The organism is Rhodococcus sp. YH3-3 (assembly GCF_001653035.1).
Classification (GTDB): domain Bacteria; phylum Actinomycetota; class Actinomycetes; order Mycobacteriales; family Mycobacteriaceae; genus Rhodococcus_F; species Rhodococcus_F qingshengii.
The window spans coordinates 688,121-711,504 of sequence record NZ_BCWH01000001.1; the positions used below are offsets into that span (position 1 = coordinate 688,121).

The 23,384-nt window shown below is 60.9% G+C and carries 27 protein-coding genes; 25 read left to right on the forward strand and 2 right to left on the reverse strand.

All coding sequences use genetic code 11. The features are described 5' to 3' along the window. The first annotated feature begins 59 nt into the window (after positions 1 to 59). The 3 genes from YH3_RS03230 (at position 60) to YH3_RS03240 (ending at position 3,018) form a co-directional block, all read left to right on the forward strand. Complete coding sequence (locus YH3_RS03230; protein ID WP_007731744.1) at positions 60 to 452, forward strand: hypothetical protein; 393 nt, start codon at positions 60 to 62, stop codon at positions 450 to 452. Between the two features lie 62 nt (positions 453 to 514). Beyond that, a complete protein-coding gene (locus YH3_RS03235; protein WP_007731743.1) occupies positions 515 to 853 on the forward strand; it encodes a hypothetical protein in 339 nt (112 codons plus the stop codon). Then, a complete protein-coding gene (locus tag YH3_RS03240; RefSeq protein ID WP_193777145.1) occupies positions 850 to 3,018 on the forward strand; it encodes a hypothetical protein in 2,169 nt (722 codons plus the stop codon). The genes YH3_RS03235 and YH3_RS03240 overlap by 4 nt, the downstream gene beginning before the upstream one ends. A gap of 50 nt (positions 3,019 to 3,068) precedes the next feature. On the opposite strand, the gene YH3_RS35500 is transcribed toward YH3_RS03240, so the two are convergent. Beyond that, entirely contained in the window at positions 3,069 to 3,251 is a 183-nt protein-coding gene (locus tag YH3_RS35500) for a hypothetical protein (RefSeq protein ID WP_154100278.1), read from the reverse strand. A gap of 81 nt (positions 3,252 to 3,332) precedes the next feature. Between YH3_RS35500 and YH3_RS03250 the strand changes: the two genes are divergently transcribed. The 21 genes from YH3_RS03250 (at position 3,333) to YH3_RS03350 (ending at position 21,383) form a co-directional block, all read left to right on the forward strand. Next, the gene (locus YH3_RS03250) at positions 3,333 to 3,734 is read left to right on the forward strand and encodes a hypothetical protein (protein ID WP_007731740.1); all 402 of its coding nucleotides are present in this window, start codon (positions 3,333 to 3,335) and stop codon (positions 3,732 to 3,734) included. Between the two features lie 306 nt (positions 3,735 to 4,040). Beyond that, positions 4,041 to 4,718, forward strand: a complete 678-nt coding sequence (locus YH3_RS03255) for an SMI1/KNR4 family protein (protein WP_007731739.1) — start codon at positions 4,041 to 4,043, stop codon at positions 4,716 to 4,718. Between the two features lie 393 nt (positions 4,719 to 5,111). Next, entirely contained in the window at positions 5,112 to 5,288 is a 177-nt protein-coding gene (locus tag YH3_RS03260) for a hypothetical protein (protein ID WP_228401677.1), read from the forward strand. Between the two features lie 102 nt (positions 5,289 to 5,390). Further along, entirely contained in the window at positions 5,391 to 5,945 is a 555-nt protein-coding gene (locus YH3_RS03265; protein ID WP_007731734.1) for a hypothetical protein, read from the forward strand. 1 nt (position 5,946) lies between these two features. Continuing rightward, positions 5,947 to 6,135 (forward strand): hypothetical protein, encoded by a 189-nt coding sequence (locus YH3_RS36545; RefSeq protein ID WP_007731733.1) that lies wholly within the window; start codon positions 5,947 to 5,949, stop codon positions 6,133 to 6,135. A gap of 138 nt (positions 6,136 to 6,273) precedes the next feature. After that, positions 6,274 to 7,047 (forward strand): hypothetical protein, encoded by a 774-nt coding sequence (locus YH3_RS03270; protein WP_223304698.1) that lies wholly within the window; start codon positions 6,274 to 6,276, stop codon positions 7,045 to 7,047. Between the two features lie 957 nt (positions 7,048 to 8,004). Then, complete coding sequence (locus YH3_RS36550; RefSeq protein ID WP_238592513.1) at positions 8,005 to 8,277, forward strand: hypothetical protein; 273 nt, start codon at positions 8,005 to 8,007, stop codon at positions 8,275 to 8,277. Between the two features lie 86 nt (positions 8,278 to 8,363). After that, on the forward strand, positions 8,364 to 9,059 hold the full coding sequence (locus YH3_RS03285) for an Imm52 family immunity protein (protein ID WP_228232375.1): 696 nt from the start codon (positions 8,364 to 8,366) through the stop codon (positions 9,057 to 9,059). A 92-nt stretch (positions 9,060 to 9,151) separates the two neighbouring features. Next, complete coding sequence (locus YH3_RS03290) at positions 9,152 to 10,207, forward strand: squalene cyclase (RefSeq protein ID WP_238592514.1); 1,056 nt, start codon at positions 9,152 to 9,154, stop codon at positions 10,205 to 10,207. A gap of 510 nt (positions 10,208 to 10,717) precedes the next feature. Then, complete coding sequence (gene amt / locus YH3_RS03295) at positions 10,718 to 12,403, forward strand: ammonium transporter (protein ID WP_007731720.1); 1,686 nt, start codon at positions 10,718 to 10,720, stop codon at positions 12,401 to 12,403. Between the two features lie 51 nt (positions 12,404 to 12,454). Further along, the gene (locus YH3_RS03300; RefSeq protein WP_007731718.1) at positions 12,455 to 12,757 is read left to right on the forward strand and encodes an urease subunit gamma; all 303 of its coding nucleotides are present in this window, start codon (positions 12,455 to 12,457) and stop codon (positions 12,755 to 12,757) included. Positions 12,758 to 12,786: 29 nt separating this feature from the next. Further along, on the forward strand, positions 12,787 to 13,224 hold the full coding sequence (locus YH3_RS03305; protein ID WP_003943812.1) for an urease subunit beta: 438 nt from the start codon (positions 12,787 to 12,789) through the stop codon (positions 13,222 to 13,224). Positions 13,225 to 13,259: 35 nt separating this feature from the next. After that, positions 13,260 to 14,978 (forward strand): urease subunit alpha, encoded by a 1,719-nt coding sequence (locus tag YH3_RS03310; RefSeq protein ID WP_003943847.1) that lies wholly within the window; start codon positions 13,260 to 13,262, stop codon positions 14,976 to 14,978. A gap of 9 nt (positions 14,979 to 14,987) precedes the next feature. Further along, positions 14,988 to 15,635, forward strand: a complete 648-nt coding sequence (ureE, locus tag YH3_RS03315) for an urease accessory protein UreE (protein WP_050655600.1) — start codon at positions 14,988 to 14,990, stop codon at positions 15,633 to 15,635. Next, entirely contained in the window at positions 15,619 to 16,332 is a 714-nt protein-coding gene (locus YH3_RS03320) for an urease accessory protein UreF (protein ID WP_047271507.1), read from the forward strand. Before ureE ends, YH3_RS03320 begins: the two co-directional genes overlap by 17 nt. 10 nt (positions 16,333 to 16,342) lie before the next feature. After that, on the forward strand, positions 16,343 to 16,984 hold the full coding sequence (ureG, locus tag YH3_RS03325; RefSeq protein ID WP_007731713.1) for an urease accessory protein UreG: 642 nt from the start codon (positions 16,343 to 16,345) through the stop codon (positions 16,982 to 16,984). Beyond that, positions 16,981 to 17,928 carry an urease accessory protein UreD gene (locus YH3_RS03330; protein WP_007731712.1) on the forward strand — a complete coding sequence of 316 codons (948 nt, stop codon included), beginning with the start codon at positions 16,981 to 16,983 and terminating at the stop codon, positions 17,926 to 17,928. The genes ureG and YH3_RS03330 overlap by 4 nt, the downstream gene beginning before the upstream one ends. A 34-nt stretch (positions 17,929 to 17,962) precedes the next feature. After that, positions 17,963 to 19,006 (forward strand): urea transporter, encoded by a 1,044-nt coding sequence (yut, locus tag YH3_RS03335; RefSeq protein WP_042447682.1) that lies wholly within the window; start codon positions 17,963 to 17,965, stop codon positions 19,004 to 19,006. Between the two features lie 104 nt (positions 19,007 to 19,110). Next, positions 19,111 to 19,632: a gluconokinase gene (locus YH3_RS03340; RefSeq protein ID WP_064442978.1), complete on the forward strand. Its 522-nt coding sequence runs from the start codon at positions 19,111 to 19,113 to the stop codon at positions 19,630 to 19,632. Then, positions 19,629 to 20,411 carry an SDR family oxidoreductase gene (locus YH3_RS03345; protein ID WP_007731708.1) on the forward strand — a complete coding sequence of 261 codons (783 nt, stop codon included), beginning with the start codon at positions 19,629 to 19,631 and terminating at the stop codon, positions 20,409 to 20,411. Before YH3_RS03340 ends, YH3_RS03345 begins: the two co-directional genes overlap by 4 nt. Before the next feature lie 45 nt (positions 20,412 to 20,456). Further along, complete coding sequence (locus YH3_RS03350; protein WP_030535781.1) at positions 20,457 to 21,383, forward strand: D-isomer specific 2-hydroxyacid dehydrogenase family protein; 927 nt, start codon at positions 20,457 to 20,459, stop codon at positions 21,381 to 21,383. On the opposite strand, the gene nac is transcribed toward YH3_RS03350, so the two are convergent. Continuing rightward, on the reverse strand, positions 21,377 to 22,300 hold the full coding sequence (gene nac, locus YH3_RS03355; RefSeq protein WP_030535780.1) for a nitrogen assimilation transcriptional regulator NAC: 924 nt from the start codon (positions 22,298 to 22,300) through the stop codon (positions 21,377 to 21,379). The genes YH3_RS03350 and nac overlap by 7 nt on opposite strands. Positions 22,301 to 22,491: 191 nt before the next feature. Between nac and YH3_RS03360 the strand changes: the two genes are divergently transcribed. Continuing rightward, positions 22,492 to 23,295: a LamB/YcsF family protein gene (locus tag YH3_RS03360; RefSeq protein ID WP_064442979.1), complete on the forward strand. Its 804-nt coding sequence runs from the start codon at positions 22,492 to 22,494 to the stop codon at positions 23,293 to 23,295. Positions 23,296 to 23,384: the final 89 nt, after the last annotated feature.

Consider the following 23,384-nt stretch of genomic DNA (forward strand, 5'->3'; position numbering starts at 1 on the left):
CTATTCCCGATCCGTCCCGTCCAGGGGTGGTTACTCATCACGCCCACAAAGGAGAAATCATGAAGATTCGTACCTTGGCCACTGCCGGAACTCTCACCGCAGGTATCGCCCTGTTCGGTGTTCTCGGCGCCGGCATGGCATCTGCTGCAACTCCGATCGTGCAACCGGAACATGGCCGGATCGGACTTTCGCTTTCGAACGCCGAAACGGCGGCGCTGGCGGCGAGCCCGATTCCTGATGCGATTGCGAACATCGTTCCAGGTTCGCTGAGGGGGGTCTGGTTGGCGCCTGGTTCCGCGATAACTGTTACCGATGGCAAGGTCGACGCCCTCGAAGGAACTGTGCTCGGTGAAGCAGCCGCGCGTGGTGGGCATGCCAATGTCTTTGTCTCCGACCCGAATCACCCCGCCAGTGAGGGGCACATAGTGCTGACGGAGCAGTACTGGAACTGATACCAGGCCGAACGTCGGCGACCCGTTGTCCCCGCTCTCCCTTCCTGTTTGGAGTTCCAGCCATGACCGTCAACAACGCCGAACGTCGCAGTGTCCAAACGGAACCCGCTGCCCTCGTCAGCAAAGGCGTTGCAGACGTTGATGACTGGGATCCGGACAGTGAACTCAGTCCACTCTCCAAGGCTGTGATCGCTACGGCAGTTGGACTGGGGTTGCTGATCGCGGCATTCGCGGTGATCGGGAAGCTCGCCGGCTGGGCGAACGACTACGGGACGATCCTGGTTTACCTGGCGTTCTTCTTGTGGATGTCGATCTCCGGACGGTTGTTCTGGTGGGGCGCAGACAAACTCATCGCGCTACTCCGAACGAAGAAGAGTGACAATCGTGGTGCGCACCGGTGAAGTCCGGTAGACGACTTCGCCGGACTCTCGCGGGAGTGCTTGCCGCTGGGGCGCTGTTGACCGGAGCGGCCGGAGCGATCGGTGCGGGAATTGCACTCTCCGCCGCTCCGGCGAACGCGACGCCGGAAGAAGACTGCGCGGCGGTGCGGGCACGTGATCATCAGATCTACCTGAATCTCATTGCGTCGCTGCCACCTGGTGCACCCATCCCGCCAGAGATCATCAACCCGTGCCTGAGTGCGCCGTCCACGACGGCGACAGTTGCGCCGACGACCACGGTCGGGCTCCCCGGTGCGCAGGCTCCAGGCGGTGGCCCGAATGTCGGCGCGAATGCTCCGACGAACTTTCCCACCTACAACGGCACCCCCATCGTCCCTGTGCCGACGATCGAGGTTCCGCCCATTACTTCCGAGTCCCCGGCCTCGGAAACTGGTGTCGGTGCATTCCCCAATGCATCGGCATCAGCGGTTCCCTCACCCACACCCACCCCGGGTGAGGGAACCACCACCGATCGTGGTCCCGGACCGATCCCCGCGGATTCGGATTCGAATATCGCACCGGCCCAAACGGTTCCGGACCCGGCAGCAGATGTTTCCACCGCCGGGGAGGACTCGGGCCGTGACCGGTATCTCGAACTGGTCCTCGTCGGGGCCGCGGCGTTCACCGCTGCGGGTATGAGAGTGAGGGGGCGGCCGGGACCGTTCAGTGCGCGTGTGAGCGCGCGTCCGTGGGAGTCGGTTCTCTCCCAGGTAGTCGGTACGGTCGCGAAACCGTTCATGCCGTATTTCGTCGGCGGTCAGGACGTCGTGGTCATCCCCGACCCAGGTGGCGGACAACGCACCATCTTCCTCATTCACGACGAAACCTCCTCGCATGAAGCTGAAATGGTGGTCGACCTACCACCCGGCGGACACATGAGCATCAACGACGACGGGTCCGTCGGTGTCTACGACGCGAACGGAGACTTGCAGGGCACCGTTGCCGCTGCGTGGGCGTACGACGTCAACGGCGATCCGGTTCCCACCTACTACGAGATCCGTGACGGCAAGCTCTACCAAGTCGTTATCCCGACCCCGGGCGTCATCTACCCGGTCACTGCTGACGGCCCCTACGGCGGCAGCGACCCGGTCACCGGACGAGACGTCACCGCTACACCCCTTCAAGGCGGCGGTGAGGTCGTCAACCAGTCCGGCGGACCGGTCATGGTCAACGTCCCGACAGACTCCCCCTACAACGACGTCGGCGGGATCGACCCACTGGGCAATCTCGACATGGATCCGCCGACGCAGCCGGCACCGACAACGCCTCTGCCGTTCGATATCGGATCGCCGACCGACTCGGGCACCGATACGAGCGAGCCTCCGTGGAACCCACTCGACAACCTCGACATGGACGCCCCGACGCAGCCGGCACCGACAACACCACTGCCGTTCGATATCGGATCGCCGACCGACTCGGGCACCGATACACCCGGGGGTACAGCGAGCGAGCCTCCGTGGAACCCACTCGACAACCTCGACATGGAAACGCAGACGCAGCCAGATCCTCCAATGGAATTACCATTCGGGATCTTTGACTCTGATCCCAACAACGGTTTGATCGGCCCCGCGCAGAGGGCCGCGAACCAACGGGCGCTCGCCCATGGCGACGTACCTGCTGACTTCACTGGCAACGTCCCTCTGACCGCACAGCAACAACTTGACGACCTGCAATGGCAGGTGGATCAGATGCGAGACCGCGGCTATACAGATTCCGAGATCGCAACTGTCTTGAGTAAAGGCAGCACCGCGCTCGGTGGCCCCGCCTCGGGCTTGCAATCTGCGGGCGCCCTTGCGAACACCGGTGTGCATCATGCTGGTTCGCTCCCGAGCGCTGCGCAGGCCGCTCGGTCGGCGGCAGTGGGTACTGTTTTAAGCAGATTATCGGTGGCAGTTGAGGTTGCCTCGGGTGTCATCAAGTGGCGCGAAGGCGCGCCACGTGGCGAAACTGTGGGAAATTCCGGTGGCGCAATCGCATTGGGATGGGCAGGCGGCAAAGGTGGCGCCGCACTCGGCGGGTTTCTCGGCGGCCCGATAGGTGCCGCAGTCGGGGGCGGAATCGGTGCAATCGGAGGATCGCTACTCGGGGCATACTTGGGTACCCGGGCAGGCCGATCATTTGATTGAAGCCTTAGACAATGATCGATCGCTCCAAGAGAAGGGACTGAGACCGTGCATTACCTGCTGATCGCTGCCATTGCATTCTGCCTAGCCTCGGGGGTGCTGTCGGCGCTTGATGCCGCAGCAGGCAATCCGATGCGGGGCGCGATAACCTTGGCCGTTTCGTTGACGGCTGCGAGTGGGATGGTGTTCCTCGTGACTGACAATTCGACCACCCGGATCGGCGCTGTCGCGGGCACTGCGGCGGTCCTCGTTTTGCGTTTTCTCCCGAAGAGTTCCATATACCGACGACACACCGTTCCTCAAGCGGAACCGGCACCATGACCACCTTTTATGCGATTTGTGCGATTGCTGCAGGGGCTGTGGCGTTGATCGTATCTACGCCCTACGTGATGTACCGCAGTCATGCGAGAACGATTTACTGGAGTTCGTCGATCCTTACCATCGTTTTCGCTTGGCTCACCGCTCCACAGCGGTCGATTCTCGGACCTGTCCTCTTGTGCGGTTTCGCTGCTGTGTTCGTGGCGTGGTGGTGGACCCCCTTCCTCACGCGAAGGCATCCCACCGGATTCAACGATGTTTTCGGTGCTTGGCTGACACGGGCGCTCTACCGCGAGCAGAAGGATGCACCTCCGGTAAACAGGTACGACAAATTGCACTACAAAGACACTGACCGCCAAGCACGAGATACCGATTCTGACGGAAATCAGGTCAACACCTGAGCCGGCGCGTAGAGCGCTTTGTCCTTGATACCACCCTCGCGCGTACCCGAACAGCTTGTAGTGAGATGCCGTGGGAAACAGTACTTTCCACATGGCGGCGTACACCTGCCCGGTTTGCGCAAGCTGTACAGTAACCAGGATGATCGATGGCTCGAAGCTGCTCTTCGCGCAGCCCAATTCAGTAGCTGTCAGCGCCATCGCGAGCGGTAGTCCTCTTCCCCTAGTCCCTGCAGCTCATCCCATTTTTCGAGCATCCGCCTCGTCTGGATAGTTAATGATATCTAATATATTGAATGGAGTTCAGTAGTGGATCTGGTCAAGATTTCGCGGTGTGTCGACTCGCCCGTGCTTGCGGAGATTGACGACTTGACACCACTTGAACGTATGGCGCTTCCGAATTATTGGTTGGATGCACTAAATGGTGACGTTGCAGCTCGAATTTCTGGGATATTGGACCAATGGGACGTATTTGGGCGACCGATATTGGGCGACACTTACAGAAACATTAAAGATAATCTATCTGATGTGCGGTTGCTCAGGTCTGAAAATAGGTTCTTTCTTCTATATAAAATTAAAATGGCAGACGGGACCGATCTCTACTATTTGGGTACGCCACCGGTAGTGGATGGTGATGAACTTTCAGGGTATTGGAGTAAATTCCCCTCCAGTCTAAAGAATTTCTATTCAAATTTGCACAACGGTTGGTACTATATTGCCGGTAAGACTGTCGGGCCACTGCCTCTTGAAGATATGTTTCGAATTGACAGCTTTGAATGGTCTATTCTGGACGGGCTGTCCCCTGAAGAGTACCCAGATCCGGCTCGTTGCATCGCGACATTCAGATCGGGCGGCGGCGGTTATCTTTGCTTGTACTTTGGTGAGGAATCGACAAGGGGTGTTGTGTGGTCATTGACGGAACCCCCTGAACTGGTCGATTACTCCACTTACCTTGATATCTGGACCAACGTCGGACTCGGTGCCTAGAGCCTGCGCCTTGGATAGCCAGACTGGAGACAGTCTAAGCAATTTGTGTGCGGTCTTGCCCCACGTGGCACGTGCCTCGGATCCAGTCTCCAAAGAGCAGATGATCAATTTGTCTGACCAAAAGGGATCTCGAGGTCATGATCGGTTTCGGGGGTACCTCACGCATCGACTCGTTTTCCTGCACCATTGCCGACGAATCGCTGATTGCGCTGGCGTTAAGGGTCGTACGGGGGCAGGCCGATATCTGGGCCTCTCGTGTCACCGTGCTCTACCACCGGACCGAATCATCGCCTCAGCGCAACGTACCCGGCGACGCGATCGTGGGCAGTTCGGGCTCGGTGGAGCATCGGCGACTACCGGCACCTTCAGAATCGGTCGAAAGGTGAGGTGGAGGTGGGATGGGAAACATACTTCCATTCAGGAGTTACGTTCGATCGCAGCAAACTCCCCCAATCTGCGGTGGTGGAGGAACTGCCCATTGGCACGTTGGTTCGGTTGGGGGACAAGCCAATGGAGGTCGCTGCCGCCGACATCGTGGCGGTGCGGGCGGCGATGGGTTACCCGGTGTAGCGCCAGAGCCTGTTCCAATTGGTCGATCGTCTTCGAACAGGAGTGACGTTGTCTGCCTTATCTTTACGTCGTGATCCGACCTCCGGGTTGACCTTGAAAGTCATGGCGCGAAAGGGACCGCCGGAAGCCGAATCGGTCACCGCGGCGCTGGCAGCGCGGTCACTGCAGTTCCTTCGAGAGCTTGACCCAGTCTTTGACGTCGACATGTACCGCGCCGTGAGGAATGACCTTCCCGACGGCGTTACGGTCGAGCAGGCTCTGGCATCGAATGGTGGACGGATCCTCACGCTTCAGGCAGAGGACTCCCTCGAGGCCGCAATGATCGAGAGCAGAAAGTCTCCTGATGCCGCAGGCGGGATTTACCCACTCTCATTCGGGCATCAACTCAGGTTGTTCACCGACAACGGAAACATCGAAATTCTCATCGGATTCGGGGGTACGGCAGGAGCAGGTTCCTTACTTTGCACCTTCATCTGGCCGTACCCAGGGGGCTTCGCCGATGAATCTCTGATCTCACTGTCATTGAAACTCGTCCAGGGCATGGCCGATATCTGGGACGCTCCCACGGCCGTGCTCTACCGGGATGCGGAGCTCACACCTCAGTACAACGTGCCCGGCGACGCAACGGTGGGCACGTTGCACCTACTTCGGCCCTGAGATGCCGATCAACGAAACGCAGATCCCACCCACTGTCGAAGCTTTTCCGTACAAGAAAGGAACGATCGTCATCCAGCGTGATCCACGCGCCCCGTTGGTTGCCGACGGAAGCCGAAGCATCCGTGCAGCAGTCGGCCTGCTGACCGAACGACCGGAGGTTCGCCTACCGAAAGGCTCGCGCCGGCTGTGACACCAGAAGTTACGGCCAAGCTCACGTCCGCAGGTGATGGTGTTCTTAAGAACAAGCTGCTCAGATAATGGAGGATGCGTTCGACGAGGTCATCGGGATGGAGAACATCAACATCATCGTATTTGGAGGGGAGTGAAAGTGCCTACGTCATCACTGCGCCGCAATCCTACGGCGGGCTTGACAGTGAAGGTCATTCCACGAAAGGGTTCGCCTGAAAGCGAGGCCGTCACGGCCGCGCTCGTTGCACGTTCGCTACGATTGCTTCGCGACATCGATCCTGTCTTCGACGTCGACTTGTACCAAACAGTAGGCGATGCACTCCCCGACGGCGCCGGAGTCGAGCAGGCCTTGGCGTCGAATCTCCGTCAGATCCTTGTACCTCCGACGGAAAAATCGATCGAAGCCGCATTGATCGAGCGCAGACGATCCCCCGATGCCACCGGCGGTATGTATCCCCTCTCATTGGGACGACATATGACCCTGTATTCACCCGCTGGAGACGTCAAAGTCGTTGTCAGTTTCGGGGGCACCTCAGGGTCCGGCGCATTCGCATGTGCCTTTGCCGACGAATCACTGATTTCGCTGGCATTGAAGCTCGTACAGGGACTAGCCGACATCTGGGACTCGCGTGTCACCGTGCTCTACCGCCGAACCGAATCATCGCCTCAGTTCAACGTACCGGGTGACGCGATCGTGGGCAGTTGCACCTACTTCGGTCCTGAGTTGCCGATCAAGGAAACGCAGCTCCCGCCCAGCGTGGAGGCGTTTCCCTACCAGGACGGCACAATCGTCATCCAGAAGAATCTGTCCACGCCGTTAACCGTCGAGGACATCCGAAGCATCCGCGCAGCAGCAGGACTGCCGACCGAACGACCGGAGATTCCTCTACCCAAAGGTTTCAGACGGCTGTGAGCCCTACATTGGGCGCACTCGGGGCTGCCTGCAGGTAGGGATGGCGCGGACCGACCAGCCTGCCCGCAATTACCGCGCCGCGATCCCGATCCGGCTACGCACCAGCTGATCGACGCTCCGGGTGGAGTGCCACCGCGCGGCATACCCGCCATCGACGGCACAGTTCAACCTGCCGAGCATGATCAACCCTCTGTTCCGTCCGTGAATGAAACCTGCACGCCCGGATCCCGCGATTCCGGAACCCTCGCAACCCACTTTCCCGGCGTTCCCGATCGTGGCGAGTGGGAATCATTCTCGCCCGGTGGGATTGGCGATCCGGGGTCGAACCCGAGACCCGAGAACTCCACCCCGGAGGCTCCCTCGCCAGGTCGTGCCGAGGAACCGAGTGTGCCGACTCTGCCTGATGTCGGTCAGGTGCCGGTGAATCCGGATGCCCCCGGCGCTCCGCAGCAACCCGGACCACAACTGTTCAATGACAATGATTTGCCGAGAACGACTATGACGATCGCAGAGTTGCTGGAAAGGAAAGGTCGATGAATTCGGATCGTGGCGCGACAGTGATCGGGTATTGGGGCCCTCGGACGCAACCGGTAGAAGGCATTGCAGCGGAGGTGTTCTCGTTTCTTCATAGTCTGAGGAACATTGATCCAGCACTTGGACAAGCTTGGGTGTTTTCGCCCGAGACTGCCTTCGAGTCGACCGATCTAAGCGTGGAAGGCCTAGCGAAAATCTTCCGGGCAGCGAAGGATGTCGAAGGGCAATCCGTTGCTGCCTTCGACCTTGGCTACATCGTGAGTTTGTTGCACCCGGACAGATATCAGTTCTTGAGAATCCAATTCTCTCTCGGCCGGAATGTTCCGAGGGTTCCGAATCTCGTCAACGTCACCCTCCCCCCCGGAGAAACAAGCAATCGGGGAGGCGTCGCAGTTGCTGACTGCACGCGTCGGGGACGCGATCATGAAAGCGATCATCGAGCATTGGTCGCCGGAGTCTGCGCGGTGGGGGACGCGGGAGTACCGCAATGCGCAGGGAAATGAGGTCAGCGAAATCGAAGTCGGTTGGGAGACATACATCCAGTCCGGGATCGATCTTGATCACAGCAAACTGCCCGTCGTCGCCGTACTGGAGGAACTCCCCAACGGAACGCTGATTCGGTTGGGCGAGAAACCGTTAGACGTCAACTTCGACGACATCCTGGCCGTGCGGGAAGCACTGGGTTACCCGGTCTAAGACGCCGCGTGACCGCCGACCCTTGCTCATGTCGCGACACGTAGTCGGACGGAGACTATTACGCAGTGGTTGGAAAGGACGGGGCGATGAGCATAGTCGGGCGATGGCCGACCGTGATCGGATATTGGGGCACGCGGGTGCAGTCGAGTCAGGAAGTGGCGCAGACGATGCGGGCCTTCCTCGACGATCTGGAAGAGATCGACCCGGAGTTGGCGTTGCCGTGGGTGTACACCAAAAAACTGGACAAAGGCCCCGCGGATCTCAGTGTGGACGGGTTGGTGAAAATCTTCGAGCATTCCCGCTCGAAGGAGATGGGGTATTCGGACACCCCCGGACCGGGGTACAGCATCGGTTTGTCGCCCGAGGACGGGACCGCGCGGCGGATTATCGCCGGGGTCGGCGGCTTAGAAACCAGCGCCCCCAACAGTGTCCGGGTGTCGTTGCCGACGGAGACGCAGCTCACCGACAGCACCCGGCAGCTGCTCGGCCCTGACATCGGAGACGCGATCATGAAAGTTATCGTCAAGCATTGGAAACCGGATCGAGCTCGGTGGAGCATCGGCGACTACATAGATCTTCAGAAGCGGTCGAAAGCTGAGGTCGAGGTGGGATGGGAAACATACTTCCATTCAGGAGTTACGTTCGATCGCAGCGCGCTGCCCCAATCTGCGGTGGTAGAGGAACTGCCCACTGGCACGTTGATTCGGTTGGGGGACAAGCCTATGCAGGTCGCTGCCGCCGACATCGTGGCGGTGCGGGCGGCGTTGGGTTATCCGGTGTAGGCCACGCAACGGGTCCGGAGTTCACCATTGCATCAGACGTCGAGAAATGTGTTAACCGGATGGCCTGCTTCGCCTTTCGATAGTATTGCCAGATGGCACCCCGAGCCGACTTGCTCGCGTGGCTCCTCGATTCGGATCCGGCGATTCGGTGGCAGGTGGAGCGCGACCTGCTGAACGAAGCGCCCACTGTGTGGGCGGCGACGCGCGCGTCGATCGCTACCAAAGGATTTGGTGCACGCCTGCTTTCATTGCAGGATCGAGACGGCCAATGGGCGGGTGGGGCGTTCTTCCCGGCAGAATTCGACTTCGTGGGACCCGAAGCAGCAGAAGAAGGTTCGCAACCCTGGACGGCAACTACTTGGACGCTCAACTCCTTGCGTGAGTGGGGCCTCGACGCCAGTGTTCTGCGGGAGCGTCGTACTGCAGAACTGCTCGCGGAGAACTGTCGCTGGGAGTACGAGGGCCGGCCGTACTGGGACGGTGAGGTCGATTGCTGCATCAACGCCTGGACGGTGGCAAACGGTGTTTGGCTCGGCATGCCCGTTGATGAACTGGCTGATTGGTTTGTGCGGCATCAACTTCCGGATGGTGGGTGGAACTGTGAGTGGATCGAAGGTTCGACCCGATCGTCGTTCCATTCGACGCTCAATTCACTCAAAGGGCTTCTCGCGTACGAGATCGCGACCGGGGGAACAGATGAGACGCGCGCGGCTCGACGATCCGGTGAGGAATTCTTGCTGCAGCGCGGTCTGTTCCGGAGACTCTCGACCGGGGAACCGGTGGGGGACTGGATCGGCCGGTTCGCGTACCCGTTCCGGTGGCGTTACAACGTGCTCAACGCAGCCGACTACTTCCGCGAAGCGTCGTTGTCGGATGGAAATGAGCCTGATCCGCGAATGGCGGACGCGATCGAGATGATCCGGGCCGCTCGAGCCTCGGATGGGACGTGGCTCCAGGCCGGTCGCCAACCGGGGCGGGTGTGGTTCGAGGTCGACACAAAGGCGGGGGAGCCGTCGAAGTGGCTGACTTTGTCCGGCATCCGAGTGCTCGCCTGGTGGGATCAATCCTCCCCTCTAGGGTTCTGCATAACAAAAGAGTTACAGCGAAAGTCATTTCACCTTCAAAGGTTATCGAAAGGTGATCTTTGATCTTCCAGTCGAAATATCCAGTACGGATTAAGAACATATTAACGACAGGATTGCCCTCAGTGCGGTGAAGGTTAATCATCTGAACAGGTGAGAAGATGTTCGGTGAAATTACCTACCCGATTGGATAGGCGGGTCACCGACGTTGGTAATCGCATAAGGTGCTCGCGATTGTCTTGGTTAGGGAGCTAAGTCCCGAGCTGGAAACGGCATTTCTGCTCCGAAAGTGGCGCTCACCTGCGGCTACGTTCCCCATTTTGCAGGACTTAAACCACTTTCGGCGAGATTTAGTCTCGCAATTGCAGGTTGTGGAGCGTCCGCAATGTTTAGGCAAAGTCCCATCTTTTCCCAGAACAATGCTCTACTAAACGTGAAAACCGGATGTTCCCCCGATTTTGCTGAGAAGGTGCAACTATGGGGCGTAGCGTAACTGTCGCAGCGAACCGGAACATCGCGAATTGCTGCTCTAACCAATGACTTTGTTCAGGTCCGAATAATGCTCGGAGGTCGTCGATGTCGATGGAAATGGTGTTAGCCGAAGCAGTGATAGACAGTGGGGACACGGCGTGGGTGCTGATCTCCGCGGGTCTGGTTCTCTTCATGGTTCCCGGACTCGCCTTCTTCTACGCCGGTCTGGTGCGTGGTAGCAGTGCGCTCGTCATGTTGCAGCAGAACCTCGTCCCACTCGGACTCGTCTCGATTACCTGGGTCGTGTTCGGATACAGCTTCGCGTTCAGTGGAGACTGGGGTTCCGGCTTCCTCGGTGACCTCAAATTGTTCGGCTTGCAGGACATACACACAGCCGCCGCCCCGGGCTTCCACCTGATCGAAGGTGCAGTCGCGGTACCGACTCTGGCGTTCGTGGTCTATCAGATGATGTTCGCGATCATCACGCCCGCGCTGATCACCGGTGCGACCGCAAACCGGCTCAAGCCCTTGGGCTGGGCCGTTCTGCTCGTGCTGTGGTCGATCATCGTCTACCCCCCGATTGCGCACTGGCTCTTCAATCCCGAAGGCTGGTTGGCGCTCCGCGGAGCTCAGGACTGGGCCGGCGGAATTGTCGTCCACGCATCCGCCGGCGCCGCCGCCCTGGCAATCTTGCTGGTGGTAGGTAAACGTCCGGGATGGCCCAACGCCGAGGCAGTCCCGCACTCGGTGCCTCTGGCGTTGATCGGCGCAGGCATCCTGTGGTTCGGCTGGTTCGGATTCAACGCGGGCGACGGATTGGCTGCCGATGGTGTTGCGGCACAGGCCTTGATGAACACTCACATCGCCGCAGCGGGCGGTATGGTCGTCTGGCTCGTCATCGAAAGGTACACCGAGGGCAAGGCCACGGCGATCGGCGGAATCACCGGCGCGGTAGCCGGTCTCGCGACCGTCACCCCTTGCGCCGGCTTCGTCAGCACCTTCTCCGCGTTGGCGATCGGCGCGCTTGCCGGACTGGTCTGCCACTTCGCGCTCGCGCTCAAGTCGATCTTCAAGTTCGACGACGCGCTCGACGTCATCGCGGTCCACTTCATCGGCGGCATCCTCGGTTCACTCCTTCTCGGTTTGTTCGGCGAAAAAGCCATCAATTCGATCGGCCGCGACGGACTCTTCTTCGGCGGCGGGGCAGGACTACTCGGCGAGCAGGCGCTGGCGTTGATCGTCGTCATCGCTTTCTCGTTCGTGGTGACCTGGCTGATCGCCACGGGCATCGAGAAGACCATCGGTCTCAAGCTGGCCCCAAAAGACCAGGTGGACATCGACCGTCGTCAGCAAGGCATGGACGCATACCGCTACAACGCCGCATTCGTCGACGCAGGTGGTGCGCCGCAGACCAGCGGGTTCGACTCGGGGGTCCTGGTCGAGGGGGCAAAACTTGTTCCGAACCTCGGCGCCCCGAAGCACGAACTCATCACCGCGGTATTGCAGACCATCGAGTCTGAGAAGCTACGGGAGGCGCTGCTGGCCGCCGGAGCGGAGTCGATAGTCGTATCGGAAGCGCATGTCTCCGCGAGTGACTCGGCCTCGCTCAAGTTCCGCGGACAACGCAACGACGTCGTGTTCACCGAGCGGTTGCGTGTCGAGGTGCTGGTCGCCTCGGAACATGCACAGGCGGTTCTGGACGCGATCAACGAGTACTCGGGCGGCAGGAGGAGCGGTTTCGTCCAGCAAGCGGCCGAACCTCTCACCGAAGCGACGGAACAGGGGAGCTGACATGTATTCGACGACAGGGAGTTACCGCATGATCGACAAGGAGCGTTCAGAATGCATCTGACACCGCGAGAACTCGACAAGCTGACAATCCTCATGTTGGCGGATGTCGCACTGAGGCGAAAGGCAAAGGGGCTCAAACTCAATCACCCGGAGTCCGTCGCAGTTATCACTGCAGCCGCCCTGGAGGGAGCTCGGGAGGGCAAGACTCTCGAGGAGGTCATGGCCGACGCATCGCACGCCTTGACGGTCGACGACGTGATGGACGGTGTCGCGGAGATGATTCCACGTGTGCAGGTCGAGGCGGTGTTCCTCGACGGTAGCCGGCTCGTCACCGTGCACTCTCCGATCCAGTAGCCCGACCGAGATGTCAGGAGCACTCCAAGATGGCAAGCAAATCGACGAAGAAGGATTCCGGCGGCGAGAAGAAAGTGCCGGTCGGCGGATACGTGTTGCGGGACGAGCCGATCGAACTCAACGAGGGCCGTCCACGTTTGAAGTTGCGAGTCCGAAACACCGGTGACCGTCCCATCCAGGTGGGTTCGCACTACCACTTCATGGAAGTCAATCGCGCGTTGTCCTTCGATCGTGAACAGTCCTTCGGCTGGCGCCTCGACATTCCCGCGGGCACGGCGGTCAGGTTCGAGCCGGGCGACGAGAAGGAAGTGACGTTGGTGCCGTTCGGCGGCAAGCAACGAGTGCAAGGCTTCAACGGACTTGTCGACGGTTGGGCGCCGACCCACGCCGCCTACCGGCCTCGGCTTCCCGGAGCCGTCCAGCGTGCCGAAGAACTCGGCTTTCTGTCCGAACCTCAAACCGACTGATTCTCGTTCACGGCGGACGAAGGAGAGCAACACCCATGACAAGCATTTCGAGACAAGAGTATTCGGGTCTGTTCGGGGTCACCACGGGTGACCAGATCAGACTGGGCAATACCGACCTGTACATCGAGGTCGAGGAAGATCTTCGAACGATCGGCGACGAGTCGATCTACGGCGGCGGCAAGACGCTGCGCGACGGCATGGGCCAGGATCCGGAGTCATGCAGCATCGACGGTGCCCTCGACCTCGTGATCACCAACGTGGTCATCGTCGATGCAACCATCGGCGTCGTCAAGGCAGACGTGGGAATCAAGGACGGCAAGATCGTCGGCTGGGGCAAGGCGGGAAACTCCAGCACGATGGAAGGTGTCACCCCGGGGCTGACCACCGGTCCGGCGACCGACGCGATTTCCGGTGAGCAGATGATCCTCACTGCCGCCGGCATCGATCCACACGTTCACCTCGTGTCACCACAGCAGGCGTACCACGCACTCAGTGGGGGAGTGACGACGCTGATCGGTGGTGGTATCGGCCCGACCGACGGAACCAACGGCACCACCATCACTTCCGGTATCTGGAACATGGAGATGATGCTCAAGGCCAACGAGGGTTTGCCGGTCAACGTCTGCATGTTGGGCAAGGGGAACTCGTCCGGGCATCAGTCGCTGGTCGAACAGATCAAGGCCGGTGCGGCCGGTCTGAAGGTCCACGAGGACTGGGGCGCGACACCGGCCACAATTCGTGAGTCTCTGCGGGTGGCAGACGAAATGGACGTTCAGGTCGCCATTCACACGGATACCCTCAACGAGGCCGGATACGTCGAGGACACCATCGCGGCCTTCGAAGGCCGTACGATTCACACCTATCACAGCGAGGGTGCGGGCGGCGGTCACGCACCCGACATCCTGCGAGTGACGGGCGAGGACAACGTACTTCCGGCGTCGACCAATCCGACGTTGCCGTACGGCATCAACACTCAGGCCGAGCTCTTCGACATGATCATGGTCTGTCACAACCTCAATCCCAAAGTGCCCTCGGATGTTTCGTTTGCCGAGTCCCGCGTTCGCGCCGAGACGATCGGTGCCGAGAACGTACTGCAGGACATGGGCGTCATCTCGATGTTCTCGAGTGACTCACAGGCGATGGGCCGGGTTGGAGAAAACTGGCTACGCGCGATCCAAACAGCGGACTGCATGAAGCGGTCCCGCGGAAAGCTGCCCGAGGATTCACCGACGCACGACAACTTCCGCGTGTTGCGCTACGTCGCGAAGGTCACGATCAATCCCGCGTTGACGTTTGGTCTTTCGCATGTGGTCGGGTCGATCGGTGTCGGGAAGATGGCGGATCTTGTTCTCTGGGAGCCCGCATTTTTCGGTGCGAAGCCGAAGACGATCATCAAGAACGGTCTGATCAGTTGGCATGCCATGGGAGATCCGAATGCTTCACTCCCGACACCACAACCGGTGATCTACCGGCCGATGTTCGGTGGATTCGGCAAGGCGTTGCCGCAGAGTTCGGTCTCGTTCGTCTCGCGAGCGGCACTCGACGACGGCATCAAGGACCGGCTCGGTCTCGAACGTCAGGTTGTTGCTGTCGAGGGGACCAGAACAGTCACCAAGCGTGATCTGGTTCGCAACTCGGCCACTCCGGAAATCAAGGTGGACCCGGAGACCTTCGCGGTGACTGCGGACGGCGTCCACGCATACGTCGAACCTGCCGAATCCATTCGCTTGAACCAACTTTACTTCTTCAGTTAGGGGTCTCCAGTGTCGGGAACAATCACACACACGCACGGCGCCGATGCGACGCCACACACGCACGGCGAGATGACCGCGCCGAGCGGAAAGCCGACGCGAGTCGACGCGCTGCTCGGGAAGGAGACCGACGAGGAGTGGGCCGGTCGACTCGACAATGCGGTAGTCGACGTCTTGTCGCTCGATCAGTGGGAAGCGCAGAAGAGTCGGTTACGACGCACCACGATCGGTGGCCGTGAATTGGCCGTCTCGCTCGATCGGGGTATTCAGTTGCAGGACGGCGACATTCTGCTGTGGGACGAGCAGGCGAACACCGTCGTCGTGGCGAGGATCAACCTCAAGGACGTGTTGGAGATCGACCTGAGCGCACTGGTCGAGGTGACGCCCGAGAAGATGATTCAGACGTGCTTGGAGTTGGGACATGCCGTGGGTAACCAGCACTGGCCTGCGGTGGTGAAGGGAATGAAGGTCTACGTTCCGTTGACGGTCGACAAGGCGGTCATGGGCTCGGTGATGCGGACACATGCTTTCGAGGGCATCGAGTACACCTTCATCCCGGGCGCCGAGGTAATTCCCTACATCGCTCCACACGAGGCACGCCGTTTGTTCGGTGCGGCCGCGCGTGAGGGCGAGGGGCATACCCATGACCCTCTCGTCTGAGGGATCCGGGCTCAGCATCAACCGCGCGATGCGGATGATGCAGTTTTCCGATTCCATGTTCCCGGTCGGTTCCTTCTCGTTCTCCAACGGTTTGGAATCGGCCGTGGCGCAGGGAATTGTCACGGGTGGTCCGTCGCTGCGGGAGTTTGTGCTCTCGGCCGCCCATCAGGGCGCGACGTGCGACGGTATCGCCGTACTCGCGGCGCACCGGGGTGCGGCAGCCGGTGATTTCTCGGCGATCCTCGCCGCTGATCATGCAGTGATCGAACGCAAACTCAACGAAGAAGCACGCACGATGAGTACCCGCATGGGTAAGAAGTTGGCCGAACTCGGCGGGCGCTTGGCCGGTGAGACCCTGTTCAACAAGTGGTTGGCCGCGATCGCATCGGGGGAGACGCCGGGTACCTACCCCGTCGGCCTCGGAATTGCTTTCGCGGAGATGGGTTCTCCGGAAGAGGACGCTTTCACGGTCAATCAGTACGGTGTCGCGATGACGTTGCTCGGCGCTGCCCTTCGTATCGTCCGAGTCGATCACCTCACGACGCAAGAGATTCTGTTCGAGGTCAATCAGAGCGCCGGCCGTGAGTACGCCGCAGTGCGTGACTACGGACTCGACGACATGTCCAATTTCGCCCCGATGATCGACATTCTGGCTGCGGTTCACGTCAAGGCGCACGTCCGAATGTTCATGAACTAGAAGGAGAACGATGAAGAAGACAACGCGCATCGGAATCGGCGGACCCGTGGGTTCGGGTAAGACCGCACTCATCGAGGCGATCACGCCGGAGTTCATCAAGCGGGGCACCAGCGTTCTGATCATCACCAACGACGTGGTCACCACCGAAGATGCCAAGCATGTGCGCAAGGCTCTCAAAGGTGTTCTCGTGGAGGAACGTATCGTCGGCGTGGAGACGGGAGCCTGCCCACACACCGCCGTCCGCGAAGACCCGAGTATGAATCTCGCGGCGGTCGAGGACATGGAGAAAACGTTCCCGGACACCGACGTGGTGTTCATCGAAAGTGGTGGCGACAACCTCACACTGACGTTCAGTCCAGCTCTGGTCGACTTCTTCATCTACGTCATCGACGTAGCCGCAGGCGACAAGATTCCGCGCAAGAACGGTCCGGGAATCTCGCAGTCCGACATCCTGGTCATCAACAAGACCGATCTCGCACCGTACGTCAACGCCGATCTCGGAGTCATGGATCGCGACTCCAAGGGGATGCGCGGCGACAAGCCGTTCGTCTTCACCAATTGCATGACCGGGGAAGGCATCAAGGAAGTGGTGGACCTCATCGTGCACGGAGTCCTCTTCGACGAAGAGGAAGTGGGAGCGAGCGCACCGTGAGCGCAACGTCCGTCCCGGGAGCATCGCGGTCGCTCCCGGGGCCGATCCCGACCATCCCGGAACTCGACCAGTACCAGGACCAGCCGAAGCAGGCCCCGGCCGGCAAGGTCGGGAAGACCGGCGTTCTCGAGATGCGATTTGTCGACCGTGGCGACAAGACGATTCTGCGGGACATGTACCGCAAGACACCGCTGCTCGTTCAGCAGGCGCTGTACTGGGACGAAGCGTTGCCGACCATGCCGTGCGTCTACATGATCTCGACGTCCGGCAGTGTGTTGCAAGGCGATCGACTGTTCCTGACCATCGAGATGGAACCGGGTTCCCTCGCGCACGTGACCACTCAGTCGGCCACCAAGGTTCACCGGATGGATGCCAATCACGCGTCGCAACTCCAGAAAGTGGTGCTCGCGGAGAATTCGTATCTCGAACTGATGCCCGGGGTGACGATCCCACACCGCAACGCGAGGTACTACGCGCGCACCGACATCACGGTGGATCCGACTGCAACGCTGTTGTTCTCGGAGATCGTGATGTCGGGTCGCAAGTACCACGACGGCGGAGAGATGTTCGTCTACGACCTGTACTCCACAATGATCAAGGCGGAGCGTCCGGACGGGAAGAACCTCTTCACCGAGAAATTGGTGATCGAACCGGCACGCTTCCCCGTGCGATACGGCGGAATCATGGGCGACCACGACGTGTTCGGCAATGTCATCCTGCTGACACCGAAGGAGCACGCCGACGCGATTCTCGAAGAGGTAGTTCCGGGCCGTGACGGCAAGGTCGTTTCCGGAGCGAGTCGGCTACCGAACGACGCCGGTCTCATCTTCAAAGTCCTCGGTCCGGAGAGCGAACCCGTCAAGGCGAAGGTTCGTGATTTCTGGGCTCTGGTGCGAAAGGCAGTTCTGGACACCACCATTCCGCCCGTCCCGCTGTGGGGATGACGCGGATCGTCGGAGAAGGATCGAGGGACGTGCGATGACCACCATCACCAAACCCTGGGACGACGTCGCGGACAAGAACGTCGTGCTCAGATTCATCGACACCAATCTCAAAGGCTCCGGGCAGGTGATGTTCCAGGGCAATGCGCTGACGGGCCTGCTGTTTCTGGTCGGTATCTTCTGGGGAGCGATAGCCGCGGACACGATCACCGTCGCAATTGGTGCCGTGGTGGGTCTGGTGGTATCCACCGTCACCGGCATGATGCTGCACTCCGACGACGATTCGATGCGTATCGGCCTGTACGGATACAACGGAGTTCTTGTGGGAGCTGCCTTTCCGACGTTCCTTGCCGGCGGCGTGATGCTGTGGATCTACCTCGTGGTGGGAGCTGCCGCGTCGACGATCGCGTTCCTGGCCGTTGCCAATGTCTTCAAGACGTGGGGCGTACCGGCGCTGACCTTTCCGTTCAACCTCGTCAACTGGTTCTTCCTTCTTGCGGCGTTCCAGTTCCTGCGGATCGAAACGTCAGACCTCAGCGCGGGCCAGTTTCCCCAGCACATCGGGGAGGCGTCAGTTCATGCCGACATCACTTTCAGCTTCCTGTGGGACACGCTGTTCCGCAACGTCTCCCAGATCTTTCTGATCAACAACACCGTCACCGGCATTATCTTCGTGATCGCGCTGCTGGTCGCGTCGCGTTGGGCGGCGTTGTTCGCGCTCATCGGTTCCGCGATAGCGATGGGTTCGGTACTGGCGCTGGGCGCAAACACCGTCGACATCGGCAATGGTCTCTACGGGCTCAGTTCGGTGCTGACGGCAATTGCTCTCGGATCGGTGTTCTACAACCCGTCGTGGCGTGTGTTCGTCTACACCGTCTTCGGAGTACTGGTGACTGTTGTCATCCACGGCACGCTGGTGTCTGCCTTTGCTCCGATCAGCCTGCCGGCCGGAACGGGCCCGTTCGTCTTCGCGACGTGGCTGTTCCTGCTGCCGAAGAAGAAGTTCGTTCCCATCCAGCACGACACCATCGAGGGTGGAGCGGCCGAGGGCAAGGATTCGATCGCAAAGGCGAACGGATAGGGCTCGGACGGGCAGAAGTTCCTAGATCGTTCCGCTATGGCACCCTCGCGAACCGGTATCACTCGAGTATTGTCTGGCCTTCGGTAGTCGGGCATGGTCGAAGCATGACCGTGCAGGTAGTTGTGATGGGTGTGGCCGGTGCTGGAAAAAGCACCGTGGCAGTGGGTCTCGCCACGTCTCTCGGGGCAGACTTCGTCGACGGTGACGATCTGCACCCCGAGTCCAATGTCGCCAAAATGCGTTCGGGGACACCGTTGACCGACGAAGACCGTGTGCCGTGGCTCGACGCGATCGCGGCCTGGCTTTCCGAGCGTGCCGATGCGGGACGAACAGGCGTCGTTGCCTGTTCGGCTCTGCGAAAGGACTATCGGGGCCGGTTGCGCCCGGACGGTCTCGACGTGCAGTTCGTCCACCTGGCCGGTGATTTCGAGACTATCTCCGCACGTATGCGTTCCCGCGCCGGGCACTTCATGCCGGAGAGTCTGCTCATCTCCCAGTTCGAGGCTCTCGAACCGCTTACAGACGACGAGCGCGGCATCACGCTGAATGTCGTCTCCGAACCGAGCACACTGGTGGGCGAGGCAGTCGACTACATCCATACATCTCAGAGGAGCGTCACAGCGTGAGTAGCACCGCAAGCCCCGGCCCGTTCGACATTTCCGGGAAGGTCGCGCTGGTGACGGGTTCGAGCCGAGGCATCGGCTCGGCCCTCGCGACTGGTCTCGCCGAGGCGGGTGCGGTGGTGGTGCTCAACAGCCGAAATTCCGACGTGCTCGAAGCCGAGCGTCGACGCATCGCCGACGCGACCGGCGCAACGGTGCACGCATACGCGTTCGACGTCACCGATTCGGCCGCCGTCCGGGATGCGGCGACACGCATCGAGGCGGAGGTCGGCCCGGTCGAGATCGTTGTCAACAACACCGGCGTGCAGCACCGCGCCCCGCTTCTCGAGTTCGGCGACGACGACTTCCGGCGTGTCATGGACACCAACCTGACCAGTGCGTTCTACGTCGGACGTGAATTCGCCCGCGGCATGGTCGAGCGCGGACACGGGAAGATCGTCAACATCTGCTCGGTGCAGAGCGAACTCGGCCGAGCGGGAATCGCACCGTACGCAGCCAGCAAGGGCGGGCTCAAGATGCTCACCCGCGGGATGTGCGCCGACTGGGCACCCTTCGGTTTGCAGATCAACGCGATCGCACCGGGATACTTCGACACCGAACTGACCTCTGCGCTGGTCAACGATCCGGAGTTCACCGCGTGGCTCGCCAAGCGGACACCCGCCGGACGTTGGGGCCGTACGGAGGAGCTGATCGGGTCGCTACTGTTCTTGGCCTCCCCGGCTTCGGATTTCGTCAACGGTCAGATCCTCTACGTCGACGGCGGAATGACGGCCGTCGTCTGATTGTCCGCTGTTAGATCGTCCGCTACTCGAACAGAAAGCACCCACATGACAGACGCCAGCGCCCCTCGCATCCACCTCGGTCCCGTCGAGGATCCTCACGTCGCCGACGGAATACGCCGAGCCGGTGGAGTTCTCGTTCCACTGGCAGACGCCGAGGGCGTCGTGTGGGTACACGGGCCGGAGACGTTCCCGTCGTCGCTACCCGATTCGGTTCGCTGGGTGCAGTTGCCGTTCGCCGGCATCGAGCCCTGGTTCGACGCCAAGGTGATCGACGACAAGCGGGTCTGGACGTCTGCTGCCGGAGCGTACGCGGGCAATGTTGCCGAACATACGATGATGCTTCTCCTCGCCGGAGTTCGTTCTCTCCCCGAACAATTGGCGGCGCAGTCGTGGCGCAAGGAAGAGTTCGACCCGCGGGTGGGCACTTTGCAGGGCTCGACAGTGGCGATCATCGGTTGCGGCGGAATCGGCCGTGCGTTGATCCCGTACCTCGCCGCGTCCAAAGTCAAGGTCATCGCGATCACCCGCTCCGGGACCCCTGTCGAGGGTGCTTCCGAAACGCTCTCGGCCGACCGCACCGGCGAAATCTGGTCCAAGGCAGATCACTTCGTGATCGCAGCACCGTCGACATCCGCGACGCGGCATCTGGTCGGCAAGGCCGAACTGGACCAGATGTCGGAGTCGAGCTGGATCGTGAACATCGCGCGTGGCACCCTCGTCGACACGGACGCATTGGTCGACGCACTGGAAGCCGGTTCGATCGGCGGGGCGGCACTGGACGTCACCGATCCCGAGCCGTTGCCGGACGGGCATCGGTTGTGGAAGCTGCCCAACGCGATCATCACTCCACACGTCGCCAACCCGGCTACGACGCTCACCCGCGTCCTGGCAGATCACGTTGCAGCCAACGTCGCCCGATTCGCCGCAGGTGAGGACCTCGCCGCCGTGATCGATCCGTCGGCGGGCTACTGACCGCTCGCGTTGGTTCCCTTCACGTAATCGGCAACGACGGTGCGCAGAACATCGCGCACCGCCTCGGCCGGTTTGGAGAGGGGCTGATTGGCCGGGGTGCCAAGGGAGACATGCACTTCGATGCCCGGCTCGATGCGTCGTAGCTCGAGCGCTTCGACGTCCATGACCCTGCGGGCCACCGACCACGGCAGAACCGTCGCGCCCAATCCGGTGCGTACGGCCTCGGACAGCGTCATCACCGATTCCACTTCGGCCACGACGTTCGGTTGCTGCTCTGCACGGTCGAAAGCCTGCTCCACCACCTTGCGGATGGTGTGCATCCGACCCGGAAGCAATAGTGGCAGTTCGGCGATCTCGGGCAGGGAGATGTCGGATCCCGATTCGCCTGCCAGTCCGGTACCGAACGGCGCAACCACCACCAGCTCCTCGGTGAGCAAGCGTTCGAACGTCACACCCTTGATCGGGCCGGCGTCGTACAACAACGCCAGATCCATGCGACCGGTCATCATCGCTTCGCTGAGCACGCCACCGAAGTTCTCGTTGATGTGCAACAAGATATTCGGGTGCTGCTCGCGCACACGGGCCAAGAGCGGCAAGGCGATTGCCGTCGCGGTGCTGTACGGGGCGAGGCCGACCGAGACGCCACCCGCCAGCGCCCGTCCGACCACGGACACCTCGGCCTGGGCACTCTCCACCTGACGCAGAATCACCTGAGCATGCCGATAGAGTGCGTGCCCCGCATCGGTCGGCTCGACACCCTGTTTGCTGCGGATCAGAAGTTGCTGACCGAACTGCGTTTCCAGCGACGTCATCTGTTGGCTCAGGGCGGGTTGTGCGATGTGCAGGATGTCGGCGGCTCGGGTGATGCTGCCGGCATCGACAATTCGTACGAACGAGTAGAGCCTTCTCGTGTCCATGCTGTGCAAACTACCAGCTCAACGGACATATCGAATTCCGATCACCCCAACGCGAAACGGTATTAACAACCCTTTGGCGTTCCTGAGTAGCGTCCCAGAAACACCGAAGTCGACACACAGAACTTCGACAGTCGGACCAACCACGGGCAACGGCGCCCGTACGAACAAGTAAACGAACCGGAAGGACCGAAATGGCAACCAGCATCGATCTTGTCGCCGATCTCGGCGAAGGTTTCGGCACGTGGACCATGGGCGCCGACGATGCTCTGCTCGACACGCTGACTTCGGCCAACATCGCTTGCGGATTCCATGCAGGCGATCCACGAACCATGGATGCGACCGTGCGGGGGTGCGTATCGCGCGGTATCGGCATCGGCGCGCATCCGAGTTTTCCGGACCTCGCCGGATTCGGACGTCGCGCGATGGATCTCAGTGAGAACGAGGTCCGAACCGACGTGCTGTTCCAACTCGGCGCCCTTCACGCCTTTGCGGTCGCGAGCGGAACGTCGTTGTCGCACATCGCTCCCCACGGCAAGCTCGGGAATCTTGTTGCCGTACGTCAGGATTACGCGCGCGCCGTCGTCGATGCGGTCGCGGCCTTCGATCCGTCGTTGATCGTGCTCGCCCAGGACGGGGCGTTGGCCGACGAGGCGACTGCCCGCGGATTGAGCGTCGGCATCGTCGGAATCGCGGATCGCGCATACAACTCCGACGGAACTCTCGTGCCCCGCAGCGAGCCGGGAGCGGTGATTCACGACGTCGACGTTCTGGTCGAGCGGACCGTTCGGATGGTGGTCGAGGAAGTCGTCGAAGCTGTGGACGGCACGTTGATCCCGGTTGTCGCCGATACGGTCCTCGTGCACGGTGACAACCCCGGTGCCGTCGCGAACGCGAAGGCGATTCGCGCCGCGCTCGAGGCCGCCGGTGTCACCATTGCGCCGCTGACCCGGGTCGTGGCGTCACGGCGGGCCCGTGATGTCGGGGGGTCCGCGTGAAGACCTACGTCGCCGACTGCGGTGACGCCGCCGTTCGCGTCAGTGTCAGCGGCGGGACCGCCGAGCAGAACTGGAACACCGTTCGATCG